Source organism: Coprococcus sp. AF16-5, from assembly GCF_003479365.1.
GTDB classification, from domain to species: domain Bacteria; phylum Bacillota; class Clostridia; order Lachnospirales; family Lachnospiraceae; genus Coprococcus; species Coprococcus aceti.
In genome coordinates, this window is the sequence record NZ_QUGZ01000001.1 from 318,605 (window position 1) to 332,917 (window position 14,313).

Annotated in this window: 10 protein-coding genes; all 10 read left to right on the forward strand. The window is 44.6% G+C overall.

What is annotated here, in order from left to right:
* Nucleotides 1–46: 46 nt before the first annotated feature.
* The 10 genes from miaB to DWW70_RS01460 are packed head-to-tail and all read left to right on the forward strand — an operon-like array spanning nucleotide 47 to nucleotide 14,296.
* Entirely contained in the window at nucleotides 47–1,498 is a 1,452-nt protein-coding gene (gene miaB / locus DWW70_RS01415) for a tRNA (N6-isopentenyl adenosine(37)-C2)-methylthiotransferase MiaB (RefSeq protein ID WP_015534919.1), read from the forward strand.
* A 29-nt stretch (nucleotides 1,499–1,527) separates the two neighbouring features.
* Nucleotides 1,528–4,125: a DNA mismatch repair protein MutS gene (mutS, locus tag DWW70_RS01420; protein WP_118649330.1), complete on the forward strand. Its 2,598-nt coding sequence runs from the start codon at nucleotides 1,528–1,530 to the stop codon at nucleotides 4,123–4,125.
* A 16-nt stretch (nucleotides 4,126–4,141) separates the two neighbouring features.
* A complete protein-coding gene (gene mutL / locus DWW70_RS01425) occupies nucleotides 4,142–6,271 on the forward strand; it encodes a DNA mismatch repair endonuclease MutL (protein WP_118649139.1) in 2,130 nt (709 codons plus the stop codon).
* A gap of 11 nt (nucleotides 6,272–6,282) precedes the next feature.
* On the forward strand, nucleotides 6,283–7,239 hold the full coding sequence (miaA, locus tag DWW70_RS01430; RefSeq protein WP_199669312.1) for a tRNA (adenosine(37)-N6)-dimethylallyltransferase MiaA: 957 nt from the start codon (nucleotides 6,283–6,285) through the stop codon (nucleotides 7,237–7,239).
* Nucleotides 7,236–8,522: a methionine gamma-lyase family protein gene (locus tag DWW70_RS01435; protein WP_117548968.1), complete on the forward strand. Its 1,287-nt coding sequence runs from the start codon at nucleotides 7,236–7,238 to the stop codon at nucleotides 8,520–8,522. Before miaA ends, DWW70_RS01435 begins: the two co-directional genes overlap by 4 nt.
* A gap of 59 nt (nucleotides 8,523–8,581) precedes the next feature.
* Nucleotides 8,582–9,310 (forward strand): RadC family protein, encoded by a 729-nt coding sequence (gene radC, locus DWW70_RS01440; RefSeq protein WP_015534923.1) that lies wholly within the window; start codon nucleotides 8,582–8,584, stop codon nucleotides 9,308–9,310.
* On the forward strand, nucleotides 9,310–10,176 hold the full coding sequence (gene mreC, locus DWW70_RS01445; protein ID WP_070099076.1) for a rod shape-determining protein MreC: 867 nt from the start codon (nucleotides 9,310–9,312) through the stop codon (nucleotides 10,174–10,176). The genes radC and mreC overlap by 1 nt, the downstream gene beginning before the upstream one ends.
* Nucleotides 10,177–10,198: 22 nt before the next feature.
* Nucleotides 10,199–10,708, forward strand: a complete 510-nt coding sequence (mreD, locus tag DWW70_RS01450; protein ID WP_022216476.1) for a rod shape-determining protein MreD — start codon at nucleotides 10,199–10,201, stop codon at nucleotides 10,706–10,708.
* On the forward strand, nucleotides 10,708–13,545 hold the full coding sequence (locus tag DWW70_RS01455) for a penicillin-binding transpeptidase domain-containing protein (protein ID WP_118649140.1): 2,838 nt from the start codon (nucleotides 10,708–10,710) through the stop codon (nucleotides 13,543–13,545). The genes mreD and DWW70_RS01455 overlap by 1 nt, the downstream gene beginning before the upstream one ends.
* Nucleotides 13,546–13,591: 46 nt before the next feature.
* Nucleotides 13,592–14,296: a septum site-determining protein MinC gene (locus tag DWW70_RS01460; protein WP_055144455.1), complete on the forward strand. Its 705-nt coding sequence runs from the start codon at nucleotides 13,592–13,594 to the stop codon at nucleotides 14,294–14,296.
* The last annotated feature ends 17 nt before the right edge of the window (nucleotides 14,297–14,313 follow it).

Below are 14,313 nucleotides of genomic sequence, written 5' to 3' on the forward strand. Positions count from 1 at the left end.
AGGATTTACGCAGCTTTAAAGAAATAGATAAGGATACATAGAGATTATGAATGATTTGGAAAAAGTTATTGACGGCATAGATCTGGGGCTTCCAGCTCCGTTTGAGGAACCGGAGAGGCAGTATTATTTTATAAAAAAGGGCAGGGAGTATGTCACAGCAAGAAGCAAAGAGCTGGGACGTGACCTTACCTGTTCCATACAGACATTTGGCTGTCAGATGAATGTCCGGGATTCTGAGAAGCTTGCCGGAATACTTGAGCAGATGGGATATGTTAGGACCGAGTCCGAACATGCGGACTTTATAATATATAACACATGTACGGTCAGGGAGAATGCCAACAGAAAGGTTTATGGTCACCTTGGTCTCATGAAGCACCTCAAGGAGAAAAATCCTGAGATGAAGATAGCTCTGTGCGGATGCATGATGCAGGAGCAGCATGTGGTGACAACCATAAGCAAGAGCTATAGGTTTGTCGATATGGTATTTGGAACACACAATGTATATAAGCTTGCTGAGATATTTGTGAGCAGGATAGAATCCGGAAGCATGGTCATAGATATCTGGAAGGATGCCAAGGAGGTCGTGGAGGATCTTCCTGCGGTGAGGGAATTCCCATTCAAATCAGGTGTAAATATCATGTTTGGATGCAACAATTTCTGTACCTACTGTATAGTTCCATATGTAAGAGGAAGGGAGCGAAGCAGAAATCCGGAGGATATCATAGCTGAGTGTGAGAGGCTTGCTGACGACGGAGTGGTGGAGATCATGCTCCTCGGGCAGAATGTCAATTCATATGGAAAGAATCTTGAGCATCCGATCACATTTGCGGAACTGCTGAGGCGTGTGTGTGCCATAGAGAAGATACAGAGAGTAAGATTCATGACCTCACATCCAAAGGATCTGTCGGATGAACTGATAGATGTCATCGCGGAGAATCAAAAGATCTGCAGACATCTCCATCTGCCGGTACAGTCGGGCTCGACAAAGATACTGAATGCGATGAACAGACGGTACACAAAGGAGTCATATCTTGCACTGGTTGACCGCATAAGGGCGAAGATTCCGGAGATATCACTCACCACTGATATAATCGTGGGATTCCCTGGTGAGACCGAGGAGGATTTCCTTGAGACCATGGACGTGGTTGAGAAAGTACAGTATGACACCGCATTTACATTTATATATTCAAAGAGAACAGGAACTCCTGCCGCCGGAATGGAGAATGGTTCCACAAAGGAAGAGATACAGGATAGATACAACAGGCTTTTAAGGCGTGTGCAGGAGATAAGTGATGTGAAGACCATTGCGATAAAGGGACAGACACAGCCGGTTCTGGTTGAGGGCTTTGACGAGAAGGGCGACGGCCTTCTGACCGGAAGACTCTCCAACAACATACTTGTCCATTTCCCTGGGTGTGCGGAGATGGTTGGAAAGATCCTGAATGTAAAGCTTGTTGAGTGTAAGGGATTTTATTACATGGGTGAATTAGCAGAATAGGAGTAGTTGAAGTGGCAGCATTAACACCAATGATGGCTCAGTATATGGAAGTTAAGAATCAGTATAAGGACTGTATTCTCTTCTACAGACTGGGAGATTTCTACGAGATGTTCTTCGACGATGCCCTGACGGCATCCAGGGAACTTGAGATAACACTGACCGGCAGGGACTGTGGTCAGGAGGAGCGGGCACCGATGTGTGGTGTTCCGTATCATGCTTGTGACATATACCTGAACAAGCTGATAGAGAAGGGCTACAAGGTAGCCATATGTGAGCAGATGGAAGATCCGAAGCTCGCAAAGGGTATAGTAAAAAGAGAAGTTATACGTATAGTTACGCCTGGTACAAATATGTCCCAGGCTATTCTTGATGAGACGAGGAATAACTATCTCATGTGTATATTTGGCTGTAATGATGAGTATGGTGTGGCCGTATGCGATATCACAACAGGGGAGTTCCGTTCCTGTCATATCTCATCTACATCCAAGCTGTACGACGAGATAAACAAATATTCCCCGACGGAGATCATAGGGAATGAGGTTTTTCTGTCATGTGGCCTGAACTTTGATTACATGAAGGAGAAGATGAAGATAACGATATCGGAGGCTCCGTCTCATTATTTTAACGATGACACCTGTGAGGATTTCATTAAAAGACAGTTTAAGGTCGGATCAATAGATGGTCTCGGCATAGATGAGCAGGAGGATATGCTGCTGTCAGCGGGCGCACTTCTCCAGTATCTACATGAGACACAGAAGAACTCACTGGATCATATCAACAGAATAGATATATATTCCATAGAGGACTTCATGATCATAGACAGCTCATCCAGAAGAAATCTGGAGCTGACAGAGACACTCAGGGATAAGCAGAAGAGAGGCTCACTACTCTGGGTGCTTGACAAGACCAAAACGGCCATGGGAGCGAGAATGCTCAGAAATATGATAGAGCAGCCCCTTATCCACAAAGATGATATAGAAGCCAGACTTGACGCGATAACAGAGCTCAACGACTCTGTCATAACCAGAGACGAACTCCGTGAGTACATGAATACCATATACGATCTCGAGAGACTTATGACGAGGATATCGTTAAGAACAGCGAATCCGAGAGATCTTCTGGCATTTAAGACGTCCATACAGCTTCTTCCATTTATAATACAGCTTCTCGGTGAATTCCATTCGGATGAGCTCACCGAGATCAGGGATGGAATAGATGATCTGCAGGATCTCTATGACCTTCTTGACCGTGCCATAGTTGATGATCCGCCTATACTTATCAGAGAGGGCGGAATATTCAAAGATGGCTATCTTGAGGACATAGACACTCTGAAGAATGCCACAACTGATGGCAAGAACTGGATCGCAGAGCTTGAGGCCAGAGAGAAGGAAAAGACCGGAATCAAGAATCTCAAGATAAAGTTTAATAAGGTGTTCGGATATTATTTTGATGTAACCAATTCATATAAGAGTCTTGTGCCGGATTATTTCATCAGAAAGCAGACACTTGCCAATTCTGAGAGATACACAACCGAGGAGCTTGACAGACTGGCTGGAGTTATACTCGGATCATCCGACAAGCTTGTTGCGCTGGAGTACAACACATATGTTGAGCTCAGGGACACCCTTGCTGCAGAGCTCACAAGGGTACAGAGAACAGCACACAGCATAGCCATGCTCGATGCTCTGTGTTCACTCTCATATGTGGCTGTTGCAAATGGGTATGTTAGACCTGAGATCAATACAGATGGAGTCATCGACATAAAGGACGGACGTCATCCGGTCGTTGAGAAGATGCTGAACAACGATATGTTCATCACAAACGACACATATCTGAACAACCATGAGAGCAGGATATCTATCATCACCGGTCCTAACATGGCTGGTAAATCCACATATATGAGACAGACTGCTCTCATAGTTCTCATGGCTCAGGTTGGAAGCTTTGTCCCTGCGGCATCTGCCAATATAGGCATATGCGACAGGATATTTACAAGAGTGGGAGCTTCCGACGACCTTGCATCAGGACAGTCCACATTTATGGTGGAGATGAGCGAGGTCGCAAATATACTCAGAAATGCCACGAAGAACAGCCTTCTCATCCTTGATGAGATAGGTCGAGGAACAAGCACATATGACGGTCTGGCGATCGCCTGGGCTGTCGTTGAGTATATAAGCAACAGTGAACTGCTCGGAGCAAAAACTCTGTTTGCGACACATTACCATGAGCTCACGGAGCTTGAGGGTAAGCTGTCGGCAGTCAACAACTACTGTATAGCGGTCAAGGAAGACGGAGACGACATAGTGTTCCTCAGAAAGATCGTCAAGGGCGGTGCCGACAGAAGCTACGGTATACAGGTTGCAAAGCTTGCCGGTGTGCCGGATGTCGTTATAGCAAGAGCAAATGAGATATGTAATCAGCTTATAGACAAGGACATAACCACCAAGCTGAAGGAGATAAAGGTTACAAATGATTTCAAGCCGAAGAAAGAAGACACTCAGATGTCAATGTTCGGCTCACTTGCCGAATCACAGGTGATCGAGGACATAAAGTGTGTTGATCTGTCCAACATGACACCTATGAAGGCGTTGCTTTATTTAAATGAATTGCAGGAGCGACTTAAATAATAAGGAGCGATAAGTAATGATAAAAGTATTAGACCAAAATACGATTAACAAGATAGCAGCCGGTGAGGTTATAGAGAAGCCGAGCTCGGTCATCAAGGAGCTTGTGGAAAATTCCATAGACTCAGGTGCCACAGCGGTAACCGTCGAGGTAAAGGGAGGCGGACTGTCATTTCTCAGAGTCACCGACAACGGAGCAGGTATAAAGAAGGATGAGGTTAAGCTTGCATTTCTCAGACATGCCACAAGTAAGCTTGTGACAGTCGAGGATCTCCTGAGTATCTCTTCTCTTGGTTTCCGTGGTGAGGCACTTGCAAGTATAGCGGCGGTTGCCCAGGTGGAGATGATAACCAAGACCGCTGATGATGTGACCGGTCTCAGATACCAGATACATGGCGGTAAGGAGATATCCAGCGAGGAGATAGGTGCTCCGGGTGGAACAACCATAATTGTCAGAAATCTTTTTTACAATACACCGGCGAGAAAGAAGTTCATGAAGACTGATGCCACGGAGACAAGCTATATCTACGACTTGATGTGCCGTATATGCATGTCACACCCGGAGATCTCATTTAAGTTCATTGCAAATGGAACAGACAAGCTGTTCACATCAGGCAATGGCAAACTCAGAGACATAATCTACCATATCTATGGAAGAGACATCACCTCAAATCTTCTTGAGATAAATGCGGAAAATGACTATATGAAGATCTCCGGATATATAGCAAGACCTTGTATATCAAGGGGCAACAGATCATTTGAGGGCTACTATGTAAATCACAGATATATAAAGAGTGCGGTGCTCACCAAGGCGATCGAGGATGCTTTCAGGACATTTGTCATGATACACAAGTTTCCATTCACCGAGATCAATTTTCAGGTGAGACCTGATCTCCTCGATGTAAATGTACATCCGACCAAGATGGAGTTGAAATTCGCCAACAGTCAGGATATATACAGCTTCACCTACAATGCCATAAGGGAGACACTGTTATTCAAGGAGCTCATTCCTGATGTGGCGCCGGGGAAGGATCCGAAGCCGGAGACATTTAAGCAGAGGGATGTTGGAAATGCACCGGAGGCATTCGAGAATAAGAGGCGTGAGGCGATAGTCAGGGCAGAGGAGAGGACTGTACCGCAGAGTCAGCCTGAGCAGCTTCGTTCGGCAGAACCGCAGAGTCAGCCTGAGCAGCTTTGTCCGGCAGAACCACAGACATTACCACAGCCGGTCCGCCCGGTTATAGAGATCATAGATGAGACTAGCAGCTCAAACAATAAAGGATCAGACGTCATAGATAATAACAAGACGGAGAAGCCGGCAGGAAACTACATATATGCGGATAGAAAGAATGATCTGGGGAGATCTGTAGTACAAAACAGGAATGTGGTAAACGAGAGTCCGGCATATACAGCTCCGGCACCTGCTAGACCTTCGGTCACAGCGGCGACACCAGACTCAACAGTATCTGCAGTTTCAGATGAAGCTTCAGATACTGACTACGATGAAGAAGCCAGAAAAAAGTACGTCCAGCAGGATATGTTCCAGGAGAAGTTCCTGACAAGGGAAGCCCGTGCAAAGCACAGACTAATAGGACAGCTTTTCAAGACATACTGGCTCATAGAGTACGATGGCAAGTTCTTCATAATGGATCAGCATGCTGCCCATGAGAAGGTCAAGTACGAAGAGCTTATGGAGAATTACAAGAATAAGAAGATATACTCACAGTATCTTATGCCTCCTGCGGTCGTTACACTCAGTGCCGCAGAGATAGAGTTCCTTCATGAGAATATGGAGATGTTCGAGGCGCTTGGATATCAGATAGAGAACTTCGGAGGCAGGGAGTTTAAGCTGAACGCTGTACCTGACAACTTGTTTGGTCTTGATGGCAGAGAGCTTTTCATAGACTTCATAGCTGATGCGAGCAGCAGTGCGAAAAAGGTGACCGTAGACACATTTATACATAAGCTTTCCACCATGGCGTGTAAGGCTGCGATAAAGGGTAATACGGAGATAAGCTTCAAGGAGGCTGACGCACTTATAGATCAGCTATTAAAGCTTGAAAATCCATACACATGTCCTCACGGACGTCCGACTGTCATATCCATGACGGAGGCGGAGATTGAGAAGAAGTTTAAGCGAATAGTATAGGAGATAACAGGATGGATAAGAATATGAAACCACTGATAATCCTCACCGGCCCCACGGCTGTCGGCAAGACGGCACTGTCCATAGGACTGGCAAAGGCGGTGGACGGCGAGATCATATCCGCAGATTCCATGCAGGTATATAGAAAGATGAATATTGGAACGGCGAAGATAGAGCCGGAGGAGATGCAGGGGGTAAGGCATCATCTGATAGATATTCTGGATCCGGCAGAAGAGTTCAACGTTGTGCTTTTCAAGAAATATGCTCTTCGTGCTATGGAGGATATATATTCCCGGGGAAAAATTCCAATCATAGTAGGCGGTACTGGCTTCTATATCCAGGCGCTTTTGTATGATATAGATTTTGAGGAAAATGACAATGATATGTCATACAGGGAAAAGCTGCAGAATCTTGCAGATACCCACGGCAACACATTTCTTCATGATATGCTTGCGGAGGTCGATCCTGAATCCGCCAAGAAAATACATGAGAATAATGTTAAGAGGGTGATCCGGGCTCTGGAATTTTACAAAAAGACGGGCATGAAGATATCTGAGCACAATGAGACGGAGTCCCAGAAGGAGTCACCATATAATTTTGAATATTTTGTGTTAAATGATGACAGACAGAAATTATATGATAGAATAGACAGACGGATAGATATCATGCTTGAGGCAGGGCTTCTGGACGAGGTAAAACTGCTTGTGAGCGAGGGTTACAGCAGGGAGCTGGTGTCAATGCAGGGGCTTGGCTACAAGGAGATAATCGATTATATTCAGGGCAGATGCACTCTGGATGAGGCAGTATATACGCTAAAGAGAGATACAAGGCATTTTGCCAAGAGACAGATCACATGGTTCAAGAGGGAAAAACATGTGACCTGGGTTGATAAAAGTGAGTACGACAGCGAGTCTGAAATATTGTCATTTATGCTGGACAGGCTTCGCGAAAAGGAGATTATACAGAGATGAAAGATATGTTAAAGGATTACTACAGATCACTGAATGTGGATGAAAAGGTGTTTGAATACTGCAACAGTGTGGAGGAGAAACTTAAGGATAGATTCGCAGCCATCGATGCTGTGAGTGAGATCAACCAGCTCAAGGTCCTGAAGGCCATGCAGGACAACAGATTGTCCGAGGCGCATTTTGCCGGCTCTTCAGGCTATGGCTATACAGATGACGGAAGAGATGCCCTTGAGAGGATATATGCAGATGTATTCCACACGGAAGATGCTCTTGTCAGGACACAGATAGTGTGCGGAACCCATGCACTCTGCACGGCCATGTTTGGTAATCTGCGCCCGGGAGATGAAATCCTTGCCATAGCGGGAAAACCGTATGACACACTGGATGAGATCATAGGCATCCGTGAGTCCAGGGGGTCACTTGCAGAGTATGGTGTCACATATGCCCAGGTAGATCTGCTACCGAATGGAAACTTTGACATTGACGGAATAAAGAATGCGATCAATAGCCGCACAAGACTTGTGGAGATACAGAGATCTAAGGGATATGCAGTCAGAAAGACGCTGTCTGTACAGCAGATCGGTGAGGCCATAAAGGCGGTCAAGAGTGTAAATCCTGATATCATATGTATGGTAGATAACTGTTACGGAGAATTTGTACAGGATATAGAGCCGTCGGATGTTGGGGCTGATCTGGTAGTCGGCTCTCTTATCAAGAATCCGGGAGGCGGACTTGCACCGATAGGAGGTTATATATGCGGTAAGAAGGAGTATGTGGAGAATGCTTCATACAGACTCACGACTCCGGGACTCGGCAAGGAGGTTGGAGCCTCACTTGGCAATACAAAGGCTCTCACTCAGGGACTTTTCATGGCACCTACAGTTACTGCAAGTGCGCTTAAGGGTGCGATATTTGCAGCAAATGTATACGAGGGACTGGGCTTTAAGGCTGTTCCTGACAGCACAGAGGACAGATACGATATTATTCAGGCTGTTGAGCTTCAGACTCCTGAGAGGGTCGTGGCATTCTGTGAAGGAATCCAGGCTGCAGCGCCGGTTGACAGTTATGTAAGACCTGAGCCTTGGGACATGCCGGGCTATGATTCACCGGTCATCATGGCCGCTGGAGCATTTGTGTCTGGTTCATCCATTGAGCTCTCAGCGGATGCACCTATGCGCCCACCTTATGCGGTATATTTTCAGGGGGGACTTACATATCCCCATGCCAAGTACGGCATAATAATGTCATTACAGAAAATGGTAGAAAAAAACCTTATAGTATGGTAGATTAATTAGTCGGCCATATAAAATTTTCTCTGGAGCTTGGAGAGGCGGAAGGAGGAAATATGGATAAAAATTATTGCAAAGAGAATTTTGCAGGAGGACTTTCGGTCTCCATGAAAGAAATGTCGGAGACTGAGAGACCGTATGAGAAGAGCTTTAAGTATGGAGTTGAGGTTCTCACAGATGCTGAACTTCTGGCAGTCATCCTCAGAACCGGAAGCAGGAAGGCAAATGCGCTGTCCACAGCCTACAGGATACTGGATGCCCATCCGGTCCACAAGGGTATAGTGGGGCTTAATTACCTGACTGTGAGTGAACTTGAAGAGATAAGCGGAGTTGGAAAGGTAAAAGCAATACAGATGAAATGTCTGGCTGAGATATCCAGGAGAATGGCCAGGGCTTCATTTAAGCCGTTTTTGTCGTTCCAGTCCCCACAGAGCATTGCGGATTATTTCATGGAGAACACAAGATATCTCGAAAAGGAATACGTGTATCTCCTCATGTTTGATGCGAAGCATAAGCTCATAAAGGATGTCCGCATTTCAGAGGGAACAGTGAACAGTTCGATGTTATCTCCGAGAGAGGTGTTTGTGGAGGCGCTCAGATACGATGCTGTCTATATCATACTTGTGCATAACCACCCATCCGGAGATCCGACTCCGAGCGGTCAGGATATAGATATTACCAGAGAGATGGACAGAGCTGGGGAACTGATAGGGATAGAGCTTTCAGATCATATTATTTTAGGAAATAACTGCTATGTCAGCTTAGCTGAGCGAGGTATTTTATAATGAAACGAAGACGAAATAGGAACAGAAAAAGAATAGAGATCACACCGAGATATTTTTTGCTTGGACTCACAGGCTTTTGCGTTGTGCTCATGCTTGTATCTCTCTTTGCGGGGGGAATATTTGCACCGGTGAGGAATTTTACCAACATATTTGTCCAGCCCATGCAGAAAGGGGTAAATACCATAGGCAGATGGGTTCAGAGCAAAACTGAGGCATTCCAGAATTACGACGCACTGTTAAAGGAGAATGAAACACTCAAGGATCAGCTTGAACAGAGTCAGAAGCAGGTGGCACAGTACCAGCAGAATTCGTATGAGCTCGAACGTCTTCAGGCACTTTATGAGCTTGATCTCCAGTATTACGATTATAAGAAGACTGCTGCCAGAGTCATATCAAAGGATACCGGCGGATGGTTTCAGGTGTTCTATGTCGACAAGGGAACAGATGATGGTGTTGTCGAGGGCTGCAATGTCATGTATGGCAACGGCCTGTGTGGAATAGTCACAGAGGCCGGAAAGGATTATGCCAAGGTAAGAGCCATCATAGACGATACATCAAATGTAAACGGAATGATATTACCGTCAGAGGCTATTTGTAATGTTGAGGGAAGTGTCAGCAATTATGAGAATGGCTATCTTATCGCTGAAAACATTGACAAGGACGCAGAGGTCGGAGTCGGCGATCAGGTCGTCACATCCTATGTGTCAAGCAAATATCTGTCGGGAATTAACATAGGGTATGTAACAAAAATAGAGGAAGATTCCAACAATCTTACAAAGACTGCATATATCACTCCGGCATGTGATTTTTCAAAGATACAGGAGGTACTCATAGTCCTCCAGACCAAGAAAACTGTTTCGGAGTAGAAGTAAAGAGGTTAAACAGACATTGAGAAGAGTTATCACACTTGGATTATTAATCATAATATGTTTTGTGCTTCAGTCAGCACTTTTTCCATATATTTCAGTTGCGGGTGCGACTCCCAATCTGATGCTCATCCTCACGGTGTCCTTTGGACTTATGAGAGGTCGAAAAGAGGGAATGCTGGTGGGATTTTTCTGTGGCTTTTTATATGATCTGTACTTTGGCTTTGCCATAGGCCCTTTTATGATCATATATATGCTCATTGGATACTGTAACGGATTTTTCCACAGACTGTACCTCGTGGAGGATGTACTGCTGCCTATCATCATCATAACACTTGATGATTTCATATTTAATTTCATAACATTTATAATATTCTTTGTAATGCGTAACAGACTCAGTTTTGGGCTGTACATGAAGGATATTATTTTGCCGGATATGATATACACAGCCATACTTACGATGATAGTATTCAAGCTGTTTGTCTTTATAAACAAGCGGCTGAAACGCGCTGAAAAAGGAAGTGAGACATAGTGATCAGAGATATATTAGAGATAATCAAAGATTTTATAGTAGAAAAGTTAAAGAGCCGTATTTTTTATGTCACTCTGTTTTTTTTGTGCCTGTCAGGCGTGCTTGTGTACAGATTGTTTAATCTTCAGATCATAAATGGAGAAAAATATCAGTCCAGCTTCCAGTACAAATCACTTAAGACGGTGTCGGTCAAGGCCACCAGAGGAAAGATTTTCGACTGCAACGGAAAACTGCTTGCATATAACGAATCTTCATACAATCTGAGTTTCACCAGCAATGCAGACCTCACTGAGGCGGCAGACAAGAAGAATATGTCGGTCAATGAGCTAAGAAATGAGATAGTTTATAAGACGATACTTATACTTGAGCAGAATGGAGACAGTCTGTCCGTGGAGCTTCCGATCAAGCTGGATGCAAATGGCAACATGAAATTCACGATAAGCGGCTCACAGCTCAATACATTTTATATGAATGTTTATGGTGCAAGCTCAGTTGATGCCCTCACCGATGCACAGAAGAATGCTACAGCAAGGGAAGTATTTGACTATATGAGAAGTGATGAACTTTTCAATATCTCAGGTGATTATTCGGATGCCTATGTGCTCAAGATCCTTGCCGTGAGATATGAGGTATGGCTCAACAGATACCAGCAGTACATGACAGTGGATATCGCCAACAATATAAGTCAGCAGAGCTATGCTGCGATAACTGAGAATATGGATACACTGCTCGGAATGGATGTGAGTATTGAATCAAACAGAGTATACAATGATGCCATATATTTTTCGCATATAATCGGATATATCGGCAACATTTCAAATGAGGAGCTCGAGGAGTACAATGCGAAGCTTGACGAGAATCAGCAGTATGATTCCAATGATATGGTTGGAAAGCTTGGTTTGGAACAGTCGTACGAGGATCAGCTTCGTGGTGTTGACGGTTCCCAGAAGATGTACGTTGACAACATGGGAAAAGTCCTTGAGATTATAGAAAAGACTGATTCTGTTGCAGGAAACGATATTTACCTCACACTTGACTCTGATCTTCAGAAATACTGCTACAACGCACTTGAAAAGGAATTGTCGTATATTCTCCTTGCAAATCTCAAGAACGTGACGACATCCAAGGAGAAAGAGGATATACCTATAACGGATGTGTACTCGGCATTCTTTGACAACAACATTATAGACATAAAGGCCCTTAATGCTGCGAATGCAACTGACAATGAAAAGAATGTGTACAACACATTTGTATCAAGCAAGCAGTACACACTCAATGCGCTTTCGGACATTCTGAAGAGCAGTCACACGGAACTGTATAATCTTTCGGATCAGTACAAGGATTATATGGAGTTTATATGCGAGACGCTGAGCTCAAACGGCATATATGACAGCAGTGCAGTGGATAAGGACAGTGACACATATAACAACTATGTAAATGACAAGATATCATTATATGAGTATCTGAAATACTGCATAAGCCAGGGAGTAATAGACATAACCGGCATTCAGACAAGCAGTGATTATTATGATACGGATGAGATATACAATGTTATTGTCGATTATGTACTCAAAGAATTTGAGGATGACTCCGATTTCGACAAACGAGTCTTCAAATATATGATATTATCAGGTGAAATAACAGGTTCCCAGGTAATATACCTGTTATACGACCAGGGAATCCTTAATAGTACAACAGACGAAGATTACGAGGAATTTACGTCAGGTGTCCTCAGCAATTTTGAATTTATTTACAGAAAGATCAAAAAGCTTGAGATAACACCTGCCATGCTTGCTCTTGACCCATGCTCGGGATCCATCGTGGTGGTCGATCCGGCGACAGGAACTGTAAGGGCTATGGTAAGCTACCCAAGCTACGACAACAACAAGCTCACAAATGTGATCGATCCTGACTATTATGCCAAGATAACAGAAGATAAGACGACCCCTATGTACAATCGTGCAACCATGCAGAGAACTGCACCGGGTTCCACATACAAGATGCTCATTGCTGCAGCTGGTCTGCAGGAGGGCGTTATAGACGTTGGATCAGTTATAACTGATTACGGTACATTCTCAAAGGTTGTTCCTTCACCGGCCTGCTGGCTCAGAAGCGGACACGGAACACTTGGTCTCGCTGACGCCATAGAGGTATCGTGTAACGGTTTCTTCTATGAGGTTGGATACCGCCTTGCCACAGACAGCAAGGGAGTATATCAGGATGCACAAGGTATAGATAAGATACAGAAGTACGCTTCGTTATTTGGACTTGACCAGAAGTCAGGTGTGGAGATAGAAGAGATGGATCCGCATGTGTCAGATACTGATGCGGTACGTTCTTCTATCGGACAGGGTACAAATAACTATGCGCCTGTCCAGCTTGCCAGATATGTGACAACCATCGCCAATGAGGGCAACTGTTATGACCTGACACTGGTGAACGAGATAAAAAATATAGATGGAAGGGCAGTGTATAAGAGTGACAACGTTCCTAAGAATACAGTTGATCTGACGGACGGCCAGTGGGCGGTCATAAAACAGGGAATGCGTCAGATGGTAAGTGACCACACAAGTCCATCGGCTCTTATAAATCAGATAAATGTCAATGTTGCCGGCAAGACGGGAACAGCAGAGGAGGATACCACAAGGCCGGATCACGCATTGTTTGTGTCATTTGCGCCTTATGAGAACCCTGAGGTCAGTGTAACATGTGTTATTCCACATGGATATACATCGGGTAACGCAGAGGAGCTTGCCGGAATGGTGTACGCATATATGTATGACCCTGACAAGCTTGATACGCTTGACATAACAGGAAACAACCAGATGTCAGATTAATTGAGATACCAAAGATATATCACAGAACCTGTGTGTAGGAAATAATATGACAGGAGCAGATGATATGGATGGTATGGACAGATTATCAATCAAGGCAGACAGATCAGGCATAGTTGTCTATGTACCGGCGGCTATGTCTGTAAATGATATCTGCTGCGATCTGTATTGCAGGATCCTCGATAATATAAGTGCCTTCCAGAAAAAAGGAACTGTATGTATATCTTTCAGGGGATGTACCCTGGAGCGTGGAGACACGGAGGAGATAATCAGTTTTTTAAACAGCATTGATAAGATTCATGTCAGATTTGCAGCTAAACCTGACATAGATCAATATACAGGTTCCGGTGTCCGGGATGATGGGGATCGTGAACCACAACAGGCAAAAGTCAGTATGGCTTTGCCGGATATGACTAAAACGCACAGTGACAATGAAAGACCATATATCTTCCGCGGCGACATAGGGAGAAAGCAGACCCTTGAGATCAGGGGAAATGTCATTATCCTCGGAGATGTTGCCAGGGATGCCAGGGTTGTATCCGGTAAGAATATCGTGGTCGTTGGGGAACTGGCGGGAGCTGCCATAGCGGGTAAGCTGGCGGCTGGAAACAATTTCATAATAGCGATGAGAATGTGCCCACAGCTTTTGCAGATAGGAAAAGCGAAAAGTACAGGAATCAGACTTCCGGGTGCAAAAAGAATGCCAATGATAGCTACGAATGATGAAGGGATTATAAATATAACCTACATATGATAGTAAATTTAGGAGGA